This window comes from Pseudozobellia thermophila (assembly GCF_900141855.1).
Taxonomy (GTDB): domain Bacteria; phylum Bacteroidota; class Bacteroidia; order Flavobacteriales; family Flavobacteriaceae; genus Pseudozobellia; species Pseudozobellia thermophila.
The window spans coordinates 418,921-440,915 of sequence record NZ_FQYU01000002.1; the positions used below are offsets into that span (position 1 = coordinate 418,921).

Consider the following 21,995-nt stretch of genomic DNA (forward strand, 5'->3'; position numbering starts at 1 on the left):
GGGACCTATGCCCGGCTTTCCATTACGGCTTTCAAATTCGCCAGGCCCGATTCAAAGTCCTTTCCCACCGCCTTGTCCATGCTCATAAAAAGCATCATAATATTCATAGGAAACTTATGCTTTCCCGCAAAGCCCCAAGTAACCCTTGTTTTGTTGTCGTCCACCTCGTCCAACTGTAAAAAACAATCAGAGGTAGACTCCCATGGTTTTAAAAACCGCAGCTCGGTCTCGATGCGTTCGCCTTCGATTATGTCGGTAATCTCCTGCTCCCCCTCCCCTACATCCTTGTTACCTTTCCAATAGCTTACGGCACCTACCTCACCGTCGGTCCCGCTGAATTTCTTTTCCATCTTCGGGTCTTTTTTGGCCCATGGCGACCATTCATCCATTCTTTTCAGCGACCTTAGATAATCGAAGACCTCCGATTTTGGCCTCGATATGTCAATGGATCTTGATACCATATAGGTTTTGGGGGCAATACTATAGAGCAGTATAAATAGGACAACAAGTCCTAAGACGATGTAGAGGGCTATATACATGTTATCAAAGGGATTGGCGACTACTTATAAATGTACAAAAAATTCAGTTAGCTTCGCCGTTTCTTCCCGGGAAATACCCTGTCTATACCTCCTGCAACCGTGCAAGTATCTTATCGATGCTCTTGATCGATTTCTTGGTCCAATCCAGCCTTTTTTCAAGCTTTTCCCCTTCGGTGAGCCTCCAATCGAAGGGAGTTTTTCTGAGTTCGGTGGTCAGGTGCTGCAAAATAATGGCGGCGGATACCGAAATATTGAGGCTTTCGGTAAAGCCCAACATGGGTATTTTGAGAAATCCGTCGCTTTTTTGCAGGGCCTCCTCGCTCAAGCCTTCCTTTTCGGTTCCGAACAAGAAGGCGGTTTTGCCCTGGATCTTGAAATCCTCCAGATAGCACGAATCGTTATGGGGTGAAGTGGCGACGACCCTGTACCCCTTCGCCTTAAGGCTATCGATGCACTGCGATGTCGTCCCGTAGCGGTGTACATCGACCCATTGCTGGGCCCCCATGGCAATGTTCTTATCGAGACGCTTACCAAAACGGTTCTCGATGACATGGGCCTCTTGAATGCCAAAGACATCACAGCTCCTTATAACGGCACTGGTATTGTGCATTTGGTAGACGTCTTCCATGGCCACAGTCAAGAACTTGGTGCGCTCCTGAAGGATTTCCGAAAATCGGAGTTTGCGTTCTTCGGTAATAAATCCCTCTAAATAGTCAAGAAGTTGTTTATCATCCATGCGCCTAAATTAATAAAAACTCTATTTTTATGGTCATGAAGAAAAAGGTTACGGTTTTGACGGGTGCCGGGGTAAGTGCCGAAAGTGGCATCAATACCTTCAGGGATGCAGGCGGACTCTGGGAAGGCCATGATGTTATGGAGGTTGCCTCACCACAAGGTTTTTACCGCAATCCCGGACTGGTGCTCGAATTCTACAACCAAAGGCGCCGTCAACTGCACCAAGTACGGCCCAACAAAGCCCATTTGGCCTTGGCGGAACTGGAAAGGGAATACGATGTCACCATTATAACCCAAAATGTGGACGATTTGCACGAACGCGCCGGAAGCACCAAGGTGGTGCATTTGCACGGAGAATTACTTAAAGTCCGCAGTACCGGCGACGATTCGATCGTGCTGGAGTGGAAAAACGACCTCAAACTAGGGGATCTATGTGAAAAGGGCCATCAACTGCGTCCCCACATCGTTTGGTTCGGTGAAGAGGTGCCCATGCTCGAAAAAGCGGTGCAAATCACCTCCACCTCCGACATTTTGATCATCATAGGTACCTCTATGCAGGTATACCCTGCGGCAGGTTTGGTCAATTACGCCCCTAGCGGAACCCCCATTTACTTTATCGACCCGAGACCCAGTGTATCTGGCAACGATTTTAACGACCTGACCATACTGCCCCAAAAAGCGGCCGAGGGCGTTCCCGAACTCGTTCGTAAATTACTGAACGGCCAATAATAATCAGTGGTGGGGAAGGAAGAACTTTACCAAGTATTGGACCACGTGGACCATTCGCGAGAAAAACGCGCCGAAATGTCCTCGCTGATCTTGTCACGACCCGATTTGGTCGCCCCCTTGATGGAGATAGCCTTTACTTTTGACGATCCCATATCGAGCCGGGCAAGCTGGGTGCTCGAATTCACCGCCAAGGAAAACCTCGACTGTATCATCCCCCATTTAGACCTTTTTACGGCCCACATCGGTCAGGTGCGTTTCGATTCGGCCGTAAGGCCCATGGCCAAAATTTGCGAGTACCTGACCAAGGCCTATTTTTCGAACTCCGAAAACAAAATTCAAAAAGCACTGACCGACCGGCACCTCGAACTGATTACAAACACCTGCTTCGACTGGCTGATCGGGGAGCACAAGGTGGCAGCCAAGGCCTATTCGATGACCAGCCTATTGCTCTTGGGTTCAAAATATGCCTGGATATGGCCCGAATTGAAAATGGTTATCGAGCAGAACTACGCAAATGGAAGTGCCGCCTACAAAGCCCGGGCCAGGCACACCTTGGCCCAACTCAAATAATCGTCGTTTTTCTGACCCAAATCGCCCCTAAAATCCACATCTTATGATATCTTTGCCTTTTTCAAATTTCAATACCTTATCAAAAGTATGTCGCTAAATGTCTTGAACGCTATTTCACCCATTGATGGGCGGTACCGAAGTAAAACAGAATCCCTTTCCCCCTATTTTTCAGAGCAGGCCCTTATCAGGTACAGGGTACGTGTAGAAATCGAGTACTTTATCGCCCTGTGCGAAGTGCCCTTGCCACAATTGGTCGATTTCGACAAGGACAAGTTTGGGGCCCTAAGGGAAATCTACCAAAACTTCGACGCCAAGGACGCCCAAGAGATCAAGGAAATCGAAAAGGTGACCAACCACGATGTCAAGGCGGTGGAATACTTCATAAAACAGGCTTTCGACAAACTCGGACTATCCGATTTCAAGGAATTTATCCATTTCGGACTCACCTCGCAAGACATCAACAATACGGCCATTCCCCTTTCCATTAAGGAGGCCATGAACGAGGTATACGTACCCGCCTATCTCGAGGTATTGGACAAACTGAGGGAACTCGCCTCGGAATGGGCCGATATACCCATGTTGGCCCGAACCCATGGGCAACCAGCATCCCCTACCCGATTGGGCAAGGAGGTAGAGGTCTTTATCGAACGCCTTAAAGAGCAGTTCAACCTATTGAACGATATACCCAGTGCCGCCAAATTTGGGGGAGCCACGGGAAATTACAATGCCCACAAAGTGGCCTATCCCGACATAGATTGGAAGGCTTTCGGTAAAAATTTCGTTCAACAAAAACTAGGCCTGCACCATTCCTTTCCGACGACGCAAATTGAGCACTACGACCATATGGCCGCACTGTTCGATACCTTGAAGCGGATCAATACCATTATCCTTGATCTCGATAGGGATTTTTGGACCTACGTTTCCATGGATTACTTCAAGCAAAAAATCAAAAAGGGGGAAGTCGGATCCTCGGCCATGCCGCACAAGGTCAACCCGATAGATTTTGAAAATTCAGAAGGAAATCTGGGCATAGCCAATGCCATCTTCGAGCACTTGTCGGCAAAGCTACCCGTTTCGCGACTTCAGCGCGACCTTACCGATAGTACGGTACTAAGAAATGTCGGCGTGCCCTTCGCCCACACGGTAATCGCCTTTCAATCGACCCTAAAAGGGTTGAACAAACTATTGCTGAACAAGGAAAAGTTCGAAAAGGATCTTGAGAACAATTGGGCCGTTGTCGCCGAGGCCATTCAAACCATCCTGAGGCGCGAGGGCTATCCCAACCCCTACGAGGCCCTCAAGGGCTTGACCCGTACCAATGAGGCCATCAACCGGTCGTCTATTGCCAGTTTTATCGATACCCTTGAGGTAGCGGATACCATAAAAAAAGAATTAAAGGCCATTACCCCAAGCAATTACACGGGTATTTGACCCCTATTGAAAGGCTTCGACAAAAGCCAAGCCTTGTGCCTTAACAAAAAAAGCTTCCCTAGGGAAGCTTTTTCTTTTCGTTCGTCCAAAAAGGAAATCAGCCCTTTCTTTGGATTTCCACTTGATGTGGGTAAGGAATTTCGATTCCGGCCTTATCAAGGGCAAGCTTGCATCCCTCTATCGTACCAAAATAAACATCCCAATAATCTTCAGGTTTGCAATAGGGCCTTACGGCAAAGTTGACCGAGCTGTCGCCCAACTCCGATACGTTGACCGATGGGGCGGGATCTTTTAAGACCTTGGGGTTCGAGGTGAGTACTTCAAGGAGTACTTCCTTGGTCTTTTTGATATCCTCATCATAGCCTACTCCCACGGTGGTATCGACCCTCATTTTTCCCTCGGCGGTATAATTGACGATATTGCCATTGGCCATGGCCCCGTTGGGCACGATCGCCAATTTGTTCTGAGGCGTGATCAACTTGGTGGTAAAAATCTCAATTTCCTTCACCGAACCCAAAACTCCCTGGGCCTCGATCAAGTCCCCTATTCGATAGGGCTTAAAGATCATGATCAATACCCCTCCGGCAAAATTGGCCAAAGAGCCCTGAAGCGCAAGCCCCACGGCCAAACCGGCCGCACCGATAATCGCCGCGAAGGTAGTTACGTTCACCCCTAAGGTAGAGATGACCACGATTACCAACAGCACCTTTAACGCCCACGAAAGCATATTCGCCAAAAACCGCTGCAACGATTCGTCGTAACTGCCCTTGGCCATAACTTTCCGCACTCCCTTGAGTACACTTTTAATGACCCAAGAACCGATAATGTATATTAAAATGGCCCCAAGTACCTTAGGGCCGTATTCAACGGCAAAATCGATTCCTTTGTTCATCCAAACTTCTGCTTGTTCCATAGTTAAATAATTTTAGTTAGTGTTAAGGCCCTAAGTTAAAAAATTCATTCTTAAGCCCCCTATACCAATACAGATTATTACTGGGATATGTCGTCTTGGAAGGATAATTGGGGCCAGCCCGTCCGAAAAAGGCATAAAGAAACCCGTTCCGACAATGTTGTCGAAACGGGTTTTATAATCGTAACCAAGGCCTTAGCCCTTGAGCAACTCACCCAATGGGCCCAAACCTTCTCCCTTGTAATCGGATTTTTCCAAGGCCTGCAGAAACTGGATCATTTTGGCCGGATTCATGTTCTCTCCCAAAACCCGGACCAAAAGAAAGCCCTTGTCATCGTTATCCCCGTAGATGACCACCTCATCTATCGCATTTTCATCGCCTAGGTACTTTATGGTGGCCTTGCCGTAACCCGTATTGATCTTCATGAGCTCGACAAACTTGCTATCGCGTAAAATCGACTTGACCTTGGTCTTTTCCGTTAGGAACTCGGCCTGGTTGTCAGGCGTCTTTTTAAAGGCCAGTACATTGAGCTTTCTCAATGCCCCCAAAGCCTCCCTTTCGGCCTCGGTCAGACCTGCCCTCTCGATGTTCAACAGGCTTACCGGTAAATCCAAGGCCATAAAATTGGGGTTCTCCGAATTATCGACATAGTATTCCTGCAAACTCCGGGTCGGGGAACATGCGCTTGCAAGGGCCAAAACAATTAGGCAGGCCGTGAATTTTATTGTTTTCATTGTTCCTGGTTTTATAGGGTCTGTGATCGGCGGGCTACTTGCCGGCCTTGTTCAATTCCTCGGGAAGGTCCATACCCTTGGTAAGGGCCGCTATTTTCTTTAAATCGATATCGCCGGTCAAGGACACCAGAACACTTTCAAACTTTCTGTTTCCGATTTCAAGGTCTTCATTGTTGATGTCGGATACGAAAAGAAGCAACTCGTTTACATGGTCTTCATCCCGCCCTTGCCTGATATAAAATTTGACGTTGGCCTCCTTGTCCTTGACCCGCATCAGCTCTTCCATCGAAGATGATTTCAGGTACTTGTCCACCGTTCTCTGCATATCCCGCGAGATACTTGCGTCTTCGGTGATAAACACCTTAATACCGTCAAGTCCCTTTGATATTTCGGCAAAATCCTGGGCCTCTTGATTATCCCGGTCAAAGGCGGCCACATTGCCCGCCAACCTGATCAAGCTTCGATTTACGGTAACCGAAGCCACGTGGTCCATGTCCTCATATTTTTCAAAAATGGATTGAGACCTACCCAATAAGGGCATTAAAACAATGGCTAATACTACACTTAGTTTTCTCATGACTGTTGATTTAATTGATTGATGAATAAAATATTATGATCGTATCGTTTTGAACGCAAGCGTTCCTTACTTACCTGTTACCCCTTTTTCCCGCTTCGTTCAGTTCTTCGGGAAGGTTCATTTTTTTGGTCAAGGACCCTATTTTGTTCAGGTCGATATCGCCCGTTAGCGATAAAAGAACGGTCTCCAACTTTCGACCGTTAACGTCGATATCGGCATTCTGTATCCCGGTAACGAACATGAGCAGTTCGCTGACGTGGTCGTCGTCTTTACCGCTGCGTATATAAAACTTGACGTTGGCGTCTTTGTCCTTAACGCGCATCAGCTCCTCTAGGTTGCTCGATTTCAAATACTTCTCTACCGAGACTTTCATGTCGGCGGCAACGGCCCTATCTTCGGTGATAAACACCTTTAGGTTGTTAAGGCTTTTGGCAATATCCATAAAGTCTTGGGCTTCGGGGTCGTCTACCTCTACATCGATCTTGGTAAGCAGGTTGAACATGCTTTTGTTGACCACAACCGCACTCACGTTATCCAAATCTTCATACTTATCGAACAAGGACTGCGAGGTCCCCACTACAGGCATGGCCGCCATAAGCATTACAAATAGTATCTTTTTCATTTTTTCGGGTTTTGATTTAATTCTTGTTATAAATTTTTTCCTTCGCTTCAACGAATTCGTTCAAATAAGCCACTTTCTCCGTACCTCTACTAAAATTATCGGCCAGTAGCGAAAGGGCCTTTTTCGTTTCCTGATAGGCATATTGGGCTTTTTCCTTTTCCAGCTGTTGTTGGTCGTAACGTTTTTTGCCAAAATAGACCCCGATCATCAGGACGGTTACGGCCGCGACCGAAAGCCAGGGATAGAGGCGTCTAAAAAGCCCCTTGGAGGTCTCCTTTAAGGGCAATTCCTTTGTAAACTGTTCGGTTTTCCCTTGGGAAAAATATCCGAACATGGGCCTGTACACCTCCAAATGGGCCGCCACCTTCTCTTGCGAAAAATAGGCTCGCAAGACTTTTTCTTCCGCGACCGTGGTCTTGGCCTCAAAATACTTTTCCAATAACCGTTCTATATTATCCAATTCCATAATTATGTTTTTCCATTAACTTTTCACGTACCGCTTTTCGGGCCCTCGACAGGGCCACACGTACCGCCGTTGGTTTCATTTCCAACATTTCCGCTATTTCATCATAGTCGTACTCCTCGATATCCCTGAGCTGCAAGACCATTTTCTGTTGCTCGGGCAACTCCTCCATTATTTTCCGCACCCAGTCTACACTGTCCACGGCCTCCACTTGTTTTTGAAGCGAAGTACCGCCTTCTTGATAATTACTGTGTACCAGTTTTAAATTCCCGGCCTGTTTCGACTTGAGCCGGTCCAGACAGAAATTTTTCGTCATGGTCATGGCAAAGGCCTCAATGTTCCTATACGAGCCTATGGTTTTTTTTTTCGACCATAGTTTCAAGAGAACCTCTTGGGTGGCGTCTTCGGCCTCTTCGCGCGAAACCAATAGCCGCTTGGCCATCCGATACAGTTTATCCTGAAAGGGTGTCACCATTTTTAAAAAATCCGACTGTTGCATTTTTTTGATCGACTTGTTTATCGCACACCTGATGAACGGTCTACACAAGGAAGACGAACCTCCATCATATTTGTTACATTATACTTTTATATTTTTTATAATGTAAGTAATTTGGTCAACCATAAGCAAAGTTTTTTGCGTATGTATGCACATAATCAATAGTAACCCCCGAAAAATCCCTTCGTTTTTATGGAACAATAATTGATTGATGTTTCATATCTCAAAAAAAAGTCTATGAAAAAGTTCTTTATACCCCTATACATTGGTACAATCCTGTTTTTTGTCGCTTGTTCGTCCGATGACAACATCATTCCGGATATTGAGGAGCCACAGGAAGAACAGGCCGCTGCAACGGCCGAAGACTATCCCACCCAATATTTTATGTGGCAGGTGATGAACACCTTCTATTTTTGGCAGGGCGACGTGGCCAACCTGGCCGACAATAAGTTTAGCGGGCCTAACGACCCAGATTTCATCGATTTTTTGGCCTCAGGCAGCGACCCGTCCGACTTTTTCTACAATTCGCTCTGCAACAATCACGTTAATTCCGTGGGCGAGGAAAGTGCCATCGACCGGTTTAGCGGGGCTGTTGCCGACTATCGCGACTTGCTTAATTCCCTTCAGGGCATTTCGAGCAGCAACGGCGTGGAATTCAACCTATATTTGGCAAACGACCTCTCCAGTGTTTACGGGGTGGTTACTTACATAATGCCCGATTCGGACGCCTCCGATAAGGATATCGAGCGCGGTGATGTTTTTACCGGGGTAAACGGCCAAGCGTTGAACATTAATAACTATATCGACTTACTTTTCGGGGAAGACACCTCCTACACCCTGAACATGGCCGAATTCGACAACAACAATATTGTGAACAACGGCAACGAGGTTACCTTGACCAAGGTCGAAAACTTTTCGGAAAACCCCATTTTGATCAATAAAATCATTGAACAGAACGGCCTCAAGATCGGCTACCTAATGTACAACAGCTTTTTAGCCGCCTACGACGACCAGTTAAACGAAGTGTTCGGCACGTTCAAATCCGAGAACATCGATGAGCTGATCTTGGATTTTCGATACAATCCGGGCGGAAGAGTCTCTTCGGCCATTCAAATAGCCAGTTCGATATACGGGGCCCATACCGATGAAGTTTTCATCAGGCCACGCTTTAACGACAAACTGCAGGAGCAATTCGGAACGCCCGATAATTTTACCGACACTACCTTTGATAGCAATACGCCCATAAACGTACTGGGACTTTCAAGGGTTTATGTGATTACCAGCGACAATACCGCTTCGGCGAGCGAGTTGGTGATCAACGGTCTTGAGCCCTATATCGATGTTGTTCAGATCGGTGGCACCACGGTAGGCAAAAACGAATTCTCAAACACATTTGTCGACGACCCCGAAGGGGCCTTCATATACAACGCCGAAAGGGAGAGCCAGATCAACCCCGACAATCTTTGGGGACTACAGCCCCTTTTGGGAAGAAACGAGAACGCCGATGGCTTCTCCGATTATACCGACGGACTCGTTCCCGATTACCTCTTAGACGAGGACATTGAGAATTTAGGCATCCTAGGCGATGAGAACGAACCCCTCTTGGCCCTTACCCTATCCGTAATATCGGGTGAAACGGCCAAGCGTAGCCTATCGCAGCCCTATCCGGCCAATTACTTGACGAATTCAAAAATGTTCCGCCCGACGAAAGACAATATGTTTATGGACGGATTGTTAAAAAACTTTAACTAAGCCACTGAGAATAATACGGTTGGTTTTACGTTGGACAATATGGAGGCGATTTATCTTCTTACTCAAGTACTTTGTATTATAAAACTTAATTGATGAAAAAATTCTCAACGGGAATACTACTGTCCCTACTACTTTTTGTGTCGTGTGTATCCGATGATGATTTTTCCATCCCGGACACGGTTGATCCCGATCCCGAAGCAGGCGTGCACGTACAGGATTTTATGTGGAAGGCCATGAATTTTTGGTATTTCTGGCAAGCCGATGTCGAAAACCTTTCCGACACCAAGTTTCCAGATACCGAGGAAGGCTCCCGGGCCTACACCGAATTTTTGGCCTCGGAGAGCGACCCGGGCAAATTCTTCGACAATCAATTGCTATATAGCGAAGACCGGTTTAGCTTCTACTCCGACGATTACGTTACCCTGACCCAGTCATTGTCGGGCATATCAAAGAGCAACGGATTGATATTCGGTCTTGTACGGATAAAAAACAGCAGTGATATTTTTGGTTACGTGCAGTACATCGTACCCGGTTCCGATGCCTCGGAAAAGGACATCGAACGCGGTGATATCTTTATCGGGGTCGATGGTACCTCGTTGACCGATACCAACTATGTTTCCCTTCTCTTCGGTGATAGCGATAGCTATACGCTGAACATGGCCGATATAATAGACGGCCAATTGGTCGCCAATGATAAGGAAGTAAGCCTGGTCAAGGAAGTAGGGCTACAGGAAAACCCCATCCTTCTCGATGAAATTATAGAAATCGGCGGTGCCAAAGTCGGCTACCTCGTGTATACGGGCTTTACCGACGAGTTTGACGAAGAGCTCAACAAGGTGTTCGGCAGGTTCAAGTCGGGTGGGGTAACAGACCTGGTACTCGATTTAAGATACAACCCGGGAGGCTCGGTCAATACGGCCATATTGCTCTCGAGCATGATCTATGGCACCAATACCAAAGAGGTTTTTCTTAAGGCCAGGTACAACGATAAATATCAAAAAATCTTGGAGGACAACGATACCGACCTTAGGCGTTTCTTTGCCGACAAGACCGGGGATGGCACCCAAATCAACACTTTGAACCTCAGCAAGGTATACATTTTGACCACTTCGGGCACGGCCTCGGCAAGCGAACTGGTAATCAATGGCCTAACCCCGTATATCGATGTTGTCCAAATCGGCGAAACAACACGGGGCAAGAACGAGTTCTCAACAACCATGGTCGACGATAGGGACAATAATTACCTGTACAGTCCCGATAGGACCGGTAAAATAAACGACAACAACAAGTGGGCGATACAGCCCCTCTTGGGCAGAAACGAGAACGCCGACGGTTTTTCCGATTTTACCTCGGGACTCGTTCCCGATATTGAAATGGAGGAAGACCTTACCAATCTGGGCATTCTCGGCGATTTAAACGAGCCCTTGTTGGCACGGGCCCTGGACGAAATTACCGGAAACTCCGCAAAGAGACAATTTACAACGGCCATGCCCGCCAGGACCTTGACCACTTCAAAGATGTTCGCTCCACTCAAGGACAATATGTACGTAAAGGATTTGCCGGTCGTGTGGTAAGTTCACGGTAACCGATATATCAAAAAAAGGCCGGCAAATATGCCGGCCTTTTTTGTGCTTTCAATACTCGTAAAACCTCAGGTATTTCGGTTTTAGCCGCTCGGGTATCGACACGGCCTCTTCGTGAAAAATACCGGCCAAAAGCTCTATACCGTCGACCAAGGTACTGGCCGAAGATTGGGTGAACAAATCAAAGTCGGCAATAAAGACATTTTTTTCCTTTACGGCCTTTAATGAGGGCCATCCGTTTTTGTCCAACAAAGGGTACATTTCCTTTACCGCCCTTTTCGTGTTAAAACCGCAGGGGGCAACTACGATAATCTCGGGATCGTATTGCCTTATTTTCTCCCAAGGGGTAACGACACTGTTTCCTGATGGGTTCGAAAGCATGTCAACCCCTCCGGCATATCCGATTTGGTGTGGAATCCAATGCCCGCAATTGTATATCGGGTCGACCCATTCGAGCAACGACACCCTTTTCGGGCGCACCTTGGCCGCCCTTAAACGGTCTACGATAGCATCGATACGCTGGTTTAGGCCGGCCAAGTACCGGTAGGCGGCCTCTTCCTTGCCCAAGGCCTTTGCTATGGTTACGGCATTGTCAAAAACATCGGCCAACCCGTTGGGACTTATAGATATAAGCTGCGGTTGCTTATCCAGGTTGGCCACTGCGGCGGCCGTACATTCGGTATCGATTTGACATACATCGCACATGTCTTGGGTAAAAATGATATCGGGAGCTATTTCGGCCAGTAGGGCCTCATCGACGTAGTAGAGTTTTTTTCCTTGTTTCTTGCTTTCGGTAAAGAACCTGTCGATTTGTTTACTGCTGTATTCCTTTCCTTCGAGAATGCACCGCACCACCGGCTTTTTCTCCTCCAAGGCCCTGGGAGGGCATTCAAAAGTAATTCCATGCAAATGATCTTCCAAGCCCATGTCGTACAACATTTGGGTGACCGCCGGCAAAAAGGAACATACTTTTAACATTTTCAATCCTATAAATTTAAATTAAACCCTAGCATAATATTGCGTCCCCTAGTCGTAAAGCCCAAGACCTCGGTATACTCCTCATTGAGTATATTGGACGCGTTCAAGAAAATTCTCAACTTGTTGTCGATGCATTCGTGCGACAAATAAAGGTCTACCAACGAAAAACTGTCCAAGGGCACATCGACCGTTGGATAGGATGCAAAATCGGTATCCGTCCTGCTGCCCGTAAGGCTATAGCCCAACGATGCAAAGGTTTTCGGCGAAAGGGCATAGCCCACATTGGCATTGACCTTATGCTTGGGGATGCGAATGGCGTTATCGCCCTTTCGTTCGGTAAAGGTATAATTGGCCCCGAAATTCAATTTTTTGGAAGCCTTCCACCCCAGCTCTACCTCTACCCCTTGGGCATCGATGGTGTTCTCGGCATTGGCATAGCCGTTACCGACCAAATCCCAATAAACGAAGTTCTCTTCCTTTCTGTTAAAATAAAGGGCACTGACCCTAAGGTTGGCATCGTCGTGGGCGAATTCGATTCCGCCTTCCAAGGTACGGTCATCCTCCGGCTTCAAGTCGGGATTGGCCCCAAAATTGCCGAACAGCTGCGTTAACGACGGGGTTATGTACGAAGTCGCATACGAGGTCAGCAGCTTCAAGTAGCTGCCATCCATCTTAAGCGTAAAGGAGGGGTTGATATTGTAAACAAAATTACTGCCGTACTCCGTATGGTTGTTCAAGCGCCCCCCGACGTTTAGGTTCAAACCGAAATCGGTGACGTAGACCACGTTGACGTACGGATCGGTAATCTCGAATTTCTGCTTGGACGAAAAATCGGTTTCATCGGCCAAGTAGTTCAGACCGACAATACTATAAAACTTATCGTTGAAATTGTATTTGTGGTATACGTCAACCACATAGTTGTTTCCTTTATAGCTCGACGGAAAGGCCGATTGGCTGTCGGAGTCGTAACTGCTATATGCCGCATTGGCCTGTAACGAACCTTTACCGTAATCATAGATGGCTGCAAGTCCTACCCGTTCTTGCTTGCTTATAAACCGATAGGGGGCATCCAAAAAACCGAAGGACTCGTCGAAGTCGGTCCGGGCCTTGGTCTGGTTTCCATAGACGGATAAATTCAGTTTATCGGAAAACCTATACCCCAATCGCAGGTCCGTTGCAAAATGCGAAAAACCATCCTTTTCGTTGGTAGCGGTAATGATATCCGACAATCCTTCGGCATATCGGTTTGAAAAACTGCCCGAATAGTCAAATTTGTCCAAGGTACCGCTTACCTGCACGCTATTCGACGACCTCGATATATTGTAATTTTGGTCGTCAGCCGTTTGATTGGTACCCATACTTGACATCACCGTGGCCGCAATGGCCTTTTTCGAGGCCTTTTTGGTGGTAATGTTGATTACCGCCGTAGCCGCATTGGTACCGTATAGGGTACTGGCGGCTCCCTTGATTATTTCAATCGATTCGATACTGGCCGCGGAAAGTAGGCGCAAATCGTAGTCGGCCGATAAGGAGGATGGGTCAGAAACCCGGATCCCATCGATGAGGATAAGGACCTGACGTCCCCTTCCGCCGCGCGCATAAACCCCGAATACGGAACCTTCGCGCCCCCGGCTTCCCGAAATTTCGATACCGCTTATCGTATTTATGATCTCGGTAACGTTTTTTCCTTGATACCGTTGCAATTGGGCGGAATCGATTTTAACGACGGTTTTTCCCGAATTTTCACGTTTTAACTCAAAACGCGAATCACTTACTACCACCTCTTGCAATTGGGTAACCTGGGTAGCATCTTTTTGGCCTTGTTGGGCAACGCCATTGGCGCACACCAAAATAGAGGCGTAAAGCCCCAAAACATTTTTATTCATTTAAAAAATCTCTGTTCGAGCGATCAGTACGTGTGTAACCCATACGTAAACCTTTATCCCGAAAGTTTAACACTTTGTTGTTTGAATTTGGCAGGTCTCCTGACTTGCGTATTACCATTGACCTTCCCGCACGACGACAGATCATCGTTGCAGTGGCATTCGAAGAAAATGGCAACCGCCCCTAAGGGGCTAAGCTTACAGTTGCGGGAACAGCTCTGGATTCTCACCAGATTCCCTTTTAATCCTACCGCCCAAACAGCGGTAGAAACCAAATTTCAGGGCGAAAATAAACATTTTGTTTAATCTTTTAGTTCAAAGATCAAATAATACTACTTTTGAAAACATTAAATCCTTTACCTTGAACAAAGCACTCGTCATTGTCCTTCTCTTAGTCCTTTTCTCTTGCAAGACCGAGAAGAAGGAACAATTGCCCCGGTTACAAACCGAAGGCCCCTCCTTAATTGCGCACGCCAAGGGCTTTAGCATTCGAAAGTCGGGCCATATTACCTTACTCAAGGTTACGTCCCCTTGGCCAGGTGCCGATAAGGGTTATACCTACGCCTTGGTACCAAAAGACAAAATGGCCCAGACGACCCTCGATCGCGATGCCTACGATGCCATAGTTACCGTTCCGGTCGAAAAGATAGTGGTTACCTCTACCACCCATATTCCGTCACTTGAAGTTTTGGGGGTCGGCGACCGGTTGGTGGGTTTTCCGAACACCGCACTTATTTCGTCAAAGGCCACCCGAAAACGCATCGAATCAGGGCAGGTCAAGGAACTGGGCAACAACGAATCGATAAACACCGAAATGCTGATCGAATTGAATCCGGATGTGGTCGTAGGTTTCGCGATCAATGACCAAAACAAGGCCTACCAGACCGTTAAAAGATCCAATATTCCGGTGGTGTACAACGGGGATTGGGCCGAGGAATCCCCCTTGGGAAAGGCCGAATGGATCAAGTTTTTCGCTCCCTTTTTCGGCTTGGAAAAAAAGGCGGATAGCTTGTTCGCCGGTATCGAAAAAGAATATGCCCAAGCCAAGGAATTGGCCGCGAACGCCACCGAAAAACCGACGGTCTTGACCGGTGGACTTTACAAGGATGTCTGGCATGTTTCGGGCGGAAAAAGCTGGATGGCCCAATTTCTCGAAGATGCCCAAGCTGCCTATCTATGGGCCGGCAACAATGAAACCGGAGGTGTTGCCGTAAGCCTGGAATCGGTATTGGCCAAGGCCGAAAAGGCCGATTTTTGGTTAAACCCCTCCATGCTGACCTCCTATGCCGATATGCAAGACGCCAACCGGCACTACACGCGCTTTGAAGCCTTTAAGAAGAGGAAAATCTACTCCAATGTAATAGCAAAGGGAGACACTGGCGGACTGTTGTATTACGAGCTTGCCCCCAATCGGCCAGATCTGGTGTTAAAGGACCTTATCCATATTTTCCACCCCGGGCTACTCCCCGATTATACCCCCCATTTCTTTAAGCCCTTGCAATAATGAACAACTTCGGAACATATCGCAGGCCCTTTACCTTTCTCGCTTTGGCACTGCTAGGTTCGTTTTTGTTGAATATTGGCCTGGGATCCATACATATTCCCTTTTCAGATACCTTAAACGTTATTTTCGGTGGTACCGCCTCCAATAGCTCTTGGGATTACATTATATGGAATTACAGAATGCCCAAGGCCTTTACAGCCTTGTTGGCCGGTAGTGCCCTGGCCTTAAGCGGGCTATTGATGCAGACCCTTTTCAGGAATCCCCTGGCCGGACCCTTTGTACTGGGCATCAGTTCGGGGGCAAGCCTGGGGGCCGCCCTTTTGATCATGGGTTCTTCCCTGCTTTCGGGCATCCTCTCATTCGGGTTCCTGAACGATGCGGCCCTCGCCGTTGCCGCCAGCCTGGGCAGTTTTTTGGTATTGCTCGCCGTAGTAACGGTTGCCTCGCGGGTAAAGGACACCATGGCCCTGTTGATCATCGGGTTGATGTTCGGAAGTATGACCGGCGCCATCGTTGGCATACTTTCCTATTTTACCGAGGCCGAAAAGCTGCAACAGTTCGTTTATTGGTCGTTTGGAAGCATAGGAAACCTGTCGTGGCCCCAGTTGGCGCTTTTGGCCACAAGTGTCCTTATCGGCATCCTTTTGAGCGTTTTTGCCATAAAAAGCCTGAACACCCTACTTTTGGGCGAGAACTACGCGCAAAGCTTGGGCATCAACTTAAAGCGATCGCGTTATCTTATTATCGTGGCCACGGGCTTGCTTGCCGGCAGTGTAACCGCATTTGCAGGCCCCATTGCCTTTATCGGTTTGGCCGTTCCCCATCTGACCCGGCAGGTATTCCGTACCACGGAACACAAAATCCTCGTTCCGGCCGTATTGGTTTACGGGGCCATCCTGCTCTTACTTTGTGATGTCGTGGCCCAATTGCCCCGGTCGGAAAACGTCTTGCCCATCAATGCCATTACCAGTATCTTGGGTGCGCCCGTGGTCATCTGGCTCTTAGTGCGAAAAAAGCGAATGATTTTCTAATGAAGGAAGACACAAGTCGACATACCGTCCTTTCTGCGACCGACCTTGCCATAGGTTATAAAAAAAACAAGGTCGCCAGGCACATCAACTTTGCCTTGAATGGCGGGGAACTGACCGCCATTGTAGGAATCAACGGTATAGGCAAGTCCACATTGCTGCGAACCATGGCCCACATGCAGCCCCCGCTTTCGGGGAGCATCGAAGTGGACCGAAAACCGCTTGACACGTACACGCCCCAAAAGCTTTCCTCAAAGATAAGTATGGTGCTTACCGAGCCCCTGGCATCGAAGAACCTTTCGGTAGCCGAACTGGTGGCCCTGGGCAGACAGCCCTACACCAATTGGATCGGTACCTTGACCGAAGACGACCGGCAAAAGACCGAAGAGGCCCTGGCCGCATTGGGGCTTGCCTCCATACGGAAAAAAAAATGCTACGAACTGAGCGACGGACAACTGCAACGGGCCATGATAGCACGGGCCCTGGCACAAGACACGGCGATCATCCTGCTCGACGAACCTACCACCCATCTCGACCTTTATCACAAAGTTCAGATTCTAAAGCTTCTGAAATCCATCGCCCACGAGACCCAAAAAACCGTGGTCTTTACCACGCATGAAATAGAGATGGCCATACAGTTATGCGATAAAATGCTGTTGTTGAACGGTACCGACAATCCCTTTGGCCAGCCCTGCCAACTGATCGAACAAGGAGCCTTTGAAGCCATCTTTCCCGACGACACCGTTACCTTCGACGGCGAAACCGGTACGTTTCGGATAAAAAAGTAAGGCCACAAGCCTATCGCCATTTATTACCGATCCCGTATCTTTACTTCGAACATCCTATTACAAAAATGAACGAATACTTGACATACCTATCCATCGCATTGATTTGCCTTGCCATAGGCTATTTTTTGGGCAATTACATACAAAACCTCAAGACAAAATCGAGGCAGAGTGCCCTCGAGGAACGCGGGCAACAACTGCACGCCAATATCGCCGGACTGGAACAGCGGCTACGCGATGCCGAAGAGCATAAAATGCACTTGCAGGAAGAAAAAGAGCAACTGAGCAACCAGATCGTTCGCTACCAGGCCGATTTGGAAAACTTGGACGCCAAAAACCGCGAACAGAAACTCGAGGTCGAAAAACTGCAGGAAAAATTTACCAAGGAATTTGAAAACCTGGCCAACAAGATCCTAGAGGAAAAAAGCCTGAAGTTTACCGAACGTAACGAAAAGAACATCAAGGATATACTTAGCCCACTTAACGAAAAGATCCAGCTCTTCGAAAAAAAGGTCGAGGAAAGCCAAAAGGAAAACATCAGCATACATTCGGCGCTTAAGGAGCAGTTGTTGAACCTTCAGACCCAAAACCTGAAAATAACACAGGAAGCCGAAAACCTGACGAGGGCCTTGAAGGGCGACAGTAAAATGCAAGGAAATTGGGGCGAACTGGTACTCGAACGCGTACTTGAGAAATCGGGACTCGAAAAAGACCGGGAATATTCGGTGCAACAGAGCTTTACCAGGGAAGACGGCAGCCGCGTGCTCCCCGATGTGATCATCAACCTGCCCGATGGCAAGAAAATGATCGTCGACTCCAAGGTTTCCCTAACCGACTACGAGCGTTTCGTAAATGCCGAGGACGACCTCAAGGAAAAGTTTCTCAAAGACCATATCAACAGCTTGAGAAAGCACGTCGACCAATTGTCGTCCAAAAAATACGAAGACCTGTACGAGATGGAGAGTCCTGATTTCGTTCTGATGTTCGTCCCTATCGAACCGGCGTTCGCCATAGCGATCAACAACGACAACACCCTGTACAATAAGTCCTTTGAGAAGAACATCGTTATCGTCACCCCCTCTACCCTACTGGCCACCTTGCGTACCATCGATAGTATGTGGAACAACGAGAAACAGCAGCGCAATGCCATAGAAATCGCCCGGCAGGCCGGTGCACTCTACGATAAATTCGAAGGATTCGTGACCGACCTCACCAAGGTGGGCAAAAAAATGGATGAAGCCAAAAACGAATATAAAGGCGCCATGAACAAACTTTTCGAGGGCCGGGGCAATATTGTCACCAGTATCGAAAAACTGAAAAAAATGGGGGCCAAGGCCAAAAAATCACTTCCCGACCCCATTTTAAAACGGGCCCGGGAAAACGATTTTGAGGAAATTGAAAACGATTCGAACACCACGGGAAAACTCAACCTATAAAGTCGACCCGATCGCCTACCGATTAATAACTTGACACCCCAATTATGAAAAAACCGTTGTTCATTACGCTGGCCCTGATCGCGGCCTTGTTCGCCCTGGTCTATGCCTTCATCTATTTTGTTCCCTATAGCAGCGGTATCCGTTCGGGGGAACTTATCAAAATAAGCCATAAGGGCGTCATTGTAAAAACCTGGGAAGGAGAGATCAGCCAAGGAATCTCAGGGGCCCAAATCTTTTCCTTTTCCATTCTTGACAAGGACAAAGAGGTCATCGAAAAGCTGCAAGACTACCAAGGACAATACGTAAAACTGCATTATGTAGAACGTTTTGCCACCTTTTTCTGGTTGGGCGACTCCAAATATTTTGTCACCAAGGTAGAACAAGAACAATCACCTCATTTAAGAAATCAATGAAAAAGTACAAAAGCGCTACCGAATCGCGGGTTTCGATTACCGAACTCATGCTGCCCTCGCACTCCAATTTCGGGGGCAAGGTCCACGGCGGGCATATTCTCAACCTCATGGACCAAATTGCATTTGCCTGTGCCTCAAAGCATTCACAATGCTATTGCGTAACCGCCTCCGTCAACCGGGTAGATTTTCTCCATCCTGTCGAGGTGGGCGAATTGTTGACCCTAAGGGCCTCCATCAACTATACCGGACGCACCTCTATGGTGGTAGGTGTTCGGGTCGAGTCGGAGAATATTACCGAAGGCACCAAACGCCATTGCAATTCTTCCTATTTTACCATGGTGGCCAAGGATGAAAAAGGAAACAGCATACCCGTTCCGGGCCTCCTCTTAGAAAACGAACAGGGCGTAAGGCGCTTCGCCCGAAGCAAAAAGCGCAAAGAAGAGGCTTTTATTCGCGATACCGAATTCGAAAGCTCATACTTTAAGATGGAAAAGTACCTGGCCGATCTCGAAAACGAAAACGTTAAGATTGCCCTGAAGTAGTCAACGCCGCCGCCGGCTCATCTAAAAACCACAGGAGCTTGCCCGATTTTGGCGCCACCAAATTTGCGGGATATTCCCGATAGCCCCCTTTTTGCCCTAGTATCTCGGCGACCTTTTCGGCCTTGCCCCCACCGGTTACCAAAAACGCAACGGTTTCGGCATTGTTGATCACCGAGCCTGTTATGGTTACCCGTTTTTGTCCGCTATCGGGGTGTACGGCAACCTCACAAAGTTTTTCGGAGTGCCATAGATCCAATTCATGCGGAAAGATAGAGGCGGTATGGCCATCGTCGCCCATACCCAAGATTACGAGATCAAATTGGGGGAGGCCATTTGATTTGGGCAGGTTTGTTTCCAAAACCCCGGCATAGCGGTCGGCCTCGTCCTTTGGGGCATTCTCGCCCTTAATACGATGGATGTTTCCTTCGGGGACCTCAATTTTGGAAAAAAGGTGGTCGACCGTCATTTTATAATTGCTCTGATCGTCGCTAGGGGCTACACAACGCTCGTCTCCCCAGTAAAAATGGACCTTACGCCAATCGATGGAAGCACCAAACTCCCGGGCGAGTACGTCAAAGACGATCTTGGGGGTGCTCCCCCCCGAAAGGGCTACATGAAATTCATTCGAACCGTTTACCTGCTTTGAAAAAAAGCTGGAAAAGGCTTCGGCTACCTCGTTTTTATCTTTGTAAATTTTCAATTCCATTAGGTATCAACTTTAATTTTGGACCGTGTTTTAAGGTGACGGGGGTTAGCAAATGACACAAAAACCGGGATCATCGGTCAAATTGGCGCCCGGGTTTCGCCATCCGGCCACCCCTTCGATCAGGTCATCGGCGTTCTCGGGCCCCCATACGCCCGCGGCATAACCGTACATTCTAACGTCTTTGCCACTTTCCCAGTATTTTAGGATAGGATCGACAAACTCCCAAGCGGCCTCTACTTCATCGGCCCGGGCATAGAGGGTCGCGTCACCTTGCATGGCATCCAACAAAAGCCTTTCGTAGGCATCCATGACACGCGTCTCGGCCAAACTCGAATAATAAAAATCCAAATTGGCCCGCTCTACCTTAAAGCCCTGGCCCGGAACCTTTACCCCGAACTTGATCAAAATACCCTCGTCGGGCTGGATGCGAATGATGAGTTTATTGTCCTTATCATGAACCCCCGAATCTTTAAAGATCTGGTGGTGCGGCGTTTTAAAGTGTATGACCACTTCGGTAACCTTGGTCGGCATACGTTTGGCCGTTCGCACGTAGAAGGGGGTATCTTTCCACCTCCAGTTGTCTACAAAAAATTTAATGGCCGCATAGGTCTCGGTCGTCGAATTACTATCGACGCCCTCTTCTTCCCTATATCCTTTGACCGGCTTACCGTCGATGACCGAACCGGTGTATTGCGCCCTGATCGTATTATTGAACAGGTCTTTCTCGTCTTTCATGATCCGCAAAGACTTGAGTGCCTTCACCTTTTCGTTCCGAATGTCTTCGGGTGCATCGCTAATGGGCGGTTCCATGACCACTAAGGAAACGATCTGCAACAAGTGGTTTTGGAACATATCCCTAAGTGCTCCGGATTTATCGTAGTAGCCTCCCCGTTTTTCGACGCCCACCTGTTCGGCATTGGTTATTTCGACATGGTGAATGTAGTTTCGGTTCCAGAGCGGTTCGAATATGCTGTTGGCAAAACGGGTAACCAGAAGGTTCTGCACGGTCTCCTTGCCCAAATAATGGTCGATACGGTATATCTGGTGCTCCTTAAAAAATTGTTGCAACCCCTTGTTGAGCCTTTTGGCGGTCTCTAAGCTGTAACCGAAGGGTTTTTCGACGATCAGACGTTTCCAGCCGTGGTTTTGGGTACTCATGCCCGCATCTGCCAAGCGTTGTGCAATGGTCTCGTACAGCGTCGGGGGCGTCGACAGGTAGTAAATGATATTTCCCGACGTCCTGTATTTATTTTTCAGGTCCTCGACCCGGCTTCTTAACTTGCTGTAATCGGTATCGTAACTTCCCCCTAAATCCTCGTAAAAAAACTTATCGGCGAATGTATTGACAAACTCCTGGTCCTCACCCTTTATCTTATCCTTTAGATATGCGCTCTCCAACACCACCTTTTTCCGAAACTCGCCATCGGTCATATCGCTGCGACTGGTACCAAGAACAACAAAATTTTCGCCCAGCTGCTTCCCCACGTAAAGGTTGAACAACGCCGGGACAAGCTTTCTGGCCGTCAAGTCGCCCGAAGCGCCAAATATCACAAGAATCTGATTTTCTGTCTTATTCAT

General features: G+C 48.0%; 23 protein-coding genes and 1 riboswitch. Of the genes, 11 read left to right on the plus strand and 12 right to left on the minus strand.

The genetic code is table 11. From position 1 onward, the window contains the following. Positions 1–5: 5 nt before the first annotated feature. Both BUB37_RS07255 and BUB37_RS07260 read right to left on the minus strand, forming a co-directional pair. Complete coding sequence (locus tag BUB37_RS07255; protein WP_072991026.1) at positions 6–539, minus strand: SRPBCC family protein; 534 nt, start codon at positions 537–539, stop codon at positions 6–8. Between the two features lie 82 nt (positions 540–621). Further along, positions 622–1,275, minus strand: coding sequence for a TrmH family RNA methyltransferase (locus BUB37_RS07260; protein WP_072991029.1), 654 nt, complete (start codon positions 1,273–1,275; stop codon positions 622–624). A gap of 35 nt (positions 1,276–1,310) precedes the next feature. Between BUB37_RS07260 and BUB37_RS07265 the strand changes: the two genes are divergently transcribed. The 3 genes from BUB37_RS07265 (at position 1,311) to purB (ending at position 4,004) form a co-directional block, all read left to right on the plus strand. Next, positions 1,311–2,003 (plus strand): SIR2 family NAD-dependent protein deacylase, encoded by a 693-nt coding sequence (locus tag BUB37_RS07265; protein ID WP_072991032.1) that lies wholly within the window; start codon positions 1,311–1,313, stop codon positions 2,001–2,003. 9 nt (positions 2,004–2,012) lie between these two features. Then, the gene (locus BUB37_RS07270) at positions 2,013–2,573 is read left to right on the plus strand and encodes an adenylosuccinate lyase (RefSeq protein WP_072992622.1); all 561 of its coding nucleotides are present in this window, start codon (positions 2,013–2,015) and stop codon (positions 2,571–2,573) included. An 87-nt stretch (positions 2,574–2,660) separates the two neighbouring features. Further along, positions 2,661–4,004 carry an adenylosuccinate lyase gene (gene purB, locus BUB37_RS07275; RefSeq protein ID WP_072991035.1) on the plus strand — a complete coding sequence of 448 codons (1,344 nt, stop codon included), beginning with the start codon at positions 2,661–2,663 and terminating at the stop codon, positions 4,002–4,004. Positions 4,005–4,101: 97 nt separating this feature from the next. Here purB and BUB37_RS07280 read toward each other — a convergent pair whose 3' ends face one another. From BUB37_RS07280 to BUB37_RS07305, 6 genes are all read right to left on the minus strand, one after another. Next, positions 4,102–4,917, minus strand: a complete 816-nt coding sequence (locus BUB37_RS07280; protein ID WP_072991038.1) for a mechanosensitive ion channel family protein — start codon at positions 4,915–4,917, stop codon at positions 4,102–4,104. 192 nt (positions 4,918–5,109) lie between these two features. Beyond that, positions 5,110–5,649, minus strand: coding sequence for a DUF4252 domain-containing protein (locus BUB37_RS07285; RefSeq protein ID WP_072991041.1), 540 nt, complete (start codon positions 5,647–5,649; stop codon positions 5,110–5,112). Between the two features lie 34 nt (positions 5,650–5,683). Then, positions 5,684–6,226: a DUF4252 domain-containing protein gene (locus BUB37_RS07290; RefSeq protein ID WP_072991044.1), complete on the minus strand. Its 543-nt coding sequence runs from the start codon at positions 6,224–6,226 to the stop codon at positions 5,684–5,686. Between the two features lie 70 nt (positions 6,227–6,296). Further along, entirely contained in the window at positions 6,297–6,848 is a 552-nt protein-coding gene (locus BUB37_RS07295) for a DUF4252 domain-containing protein (protein ID WP_072991048.1), read from the minus strand. A gap of 16 nt (positions 6,849–6,864) precedes the next feature. After that, the gene (locus BUB37_RS07300; RefSeq protein ID WP_072991051.1) at positions 6,865–7,314 is read right to left on the minus strand and encodes a hypothetical protein; all 450 of its coding nucleotides are present in this window, start codon (positions 7,312–7,314) and stop codon (positions 6,865–6,867) included. Further along, the gene (locus BUB37_RS07305) at positions 7,301–7,810 is read right to left on the minus strand and encodes an RNA polymerase sigma factor (protein WP_072991054.1); all 510 of its coding nucleotides are present in this window, start codon (positions 7,808–7,810) and stop codon (positions 7,301–7,303) included. Before BUB37_RS07305 ends, BUB37_RS07300 begins: the two co-directional genes overlap by 14 nt. Before the next feature lie 234 nt (positions 7,811–8,044). On the opposite strand from BUB37_RS07305, the gene BUB37_RS07310 reads away from it, so the two are divergent. Together BUB37_RS07310 and BUB37_RS07315 are read left to right on the plus strand one after the other, a co-directional pair. After that, positions 8,045–9,559, plus strand: a complete 1,515-nt coding sequence (locus BUB37_RS07310) for a S41 family peptidase (protein WP_072991056.1) — start codon at positions 8,045–8,047, stop codon at positions 9,557–9,559. 92 nt (positions 9,560–9,651) lie between these two features. Then, on the plus strand, positions 9,652–11,133 hold the full coding sequence (locus BUB37_RS07315) for a S41 family peptidase (protein WP_072991078.1): 1,482 nt from the start codon (positions 9,652–9,654) through the stop codon (positions 11,131–11,133). A 60-nt stretch (positions 11,134–11,193) separates the two neighbouring features. Here BUB37_RS07315 and BUB37_RS07320 read toward each other — a convergent pair whose 3' ends face one another. Together BUB37_RS07320 and BUB37_RS07325 are read right to left on the minus strand one after the other, a co-directional pair. Further along, positions 11,194–12,120, minus strand: coding sequence for an ABC transporter substrate-binding protein (locus tag BUB37_RS07320; RefSeq protein WP_072991081.1), 927 nt, complete (start codon positions 12,118–12,120; stop codon positions 11,194–11,196). An 8-nt stretch (positions 12,121–12,128) separates the two neighbouring features. Further along, positions 12,129–14,006, minus strand: coding sequence for a TonB-dependent receptor plug domain-containing protein (locus tag BUB37_RS07325; RefSeq protein WP_072991084.1), 1,878 nt, complete (start codon positions 14,004–14,006; stop codon positions 12,129–12,131). 72 nt (positions 14,007–14,078) lie between these two features. Next, a riboswitch (cobalamin riboswitch) is annotated at positions 14,079–14,294 on the minus strand. A gap of 70 nt (positions 14,295–14,364) precedes the next feature. On the opposite strand from BUB37_RS07325, the gene BUB37_RS07330 reads away from it, so the two are divergent. From BUB37_RS07330 to BUB37_RS07355, 6 genes are all read left to right on the plus strand, one after another. Further along, positions 14,365–15,507, plus strand: a complete 1,143-nt coding sequence (locus tag BUB37_RS07330) for an ABC transporter substrate-binding protein (RefSeq protein WP_094766649.1) — start codon at positions 14,365–14,367, stop codon at positions 15,505–15,507. Further along, positions 15,507–16,538, plus strand: a complete 1,032-nt coding sequence (locus BUB37_RS07335; protein WP_072991087.1) for a FecCD family ABC transporter permease — start codon at positions 15,507–15,509, stop codon at positions 16,536–16,538. Before BUB37_RS07330 ends, BUB37_RS07335 begins: the two co-directional genes overlap by 1 nt. Beyond that, positions 16,538–17,323, plus strand: coding sequence for an ABC transporter ATP-binding protein (locus BUB37_RS07340; protein WP_072991090.1), 786 nt, complete (start codon positions 16,538–16,540; stop codon positions 17,321–17,323). Before BUB37_RS07335 ends, BUB37_RS07340 begins: the two co-directional genes overlap by 1 nt. A 65-nt stretch (positions 17,324–17,388) precedes the next feature. Then, positions 17,389–18,756 (plus strand): DNA recombination protein RmuC, encoded by a 1,368-nt coding sequence (rmuC, locus tag BUB37_RS07345; RefSeq protein ID WP_072991094.1) that lies wholly within the window; start codon positions 17,389–17,391, stop codon positions 18,754–18,756. 44 nt (positions 18,757–18,800) lie between these two features. Then, a complete protein-coding gene (locus BUB37_RS07350; RefSeq protein ID WP_072991097.1) occupies positions 18,801–19,169 on the plus strand; it encodes a 6-phosphogluconate dehydrogenase in 369 nt (122 codons plus the stop codon). Beyond that, entirely contained in the window at positions 19,166–19,711 is a 546-nt protein-coding gene (locus tag BUB37_RS07355; protein ID WP_072991100.1) for an acyl-CoA thioesterase, read from the plus strand. The genes BUB37_RS07350 and BUB37_RS07355 overlap by 4 nt, the downstream gene beginning before the upstream one ends. On the opposite strand, the gene pgl is transcribed toward BUB37_RS07355, so the two are convergent. Then, positions 19,692–20,417, minus strand: a complete 726-nt coding sequence (gene pgl, locus BUB37_RS07360; RefSeq protein ID WP_072991103.1) for a 6-phosphogluconolactonase — start codon at positions 20,415–20,417, stop codon at positions 19,692–19,694. The genes BUB37_RS07355 and pgl overlap by 20 nt on opposite strands. A gap of 45 nt (positions 20,418–20,462) precedes the next feature. Continuing rightward, the gene (gene zwf, locus BUB37_RS07365) at positions 20,463–21,995 is read right to left on the minus strand and encodes a glucose-6-phosphate dehydrogenase (protein ID WP_072991106.1); all 1,533 of its coding nucleotides are present in this window, start codon (positions 21,993–21,995) and stop codon (positions 20,463–20,465) included.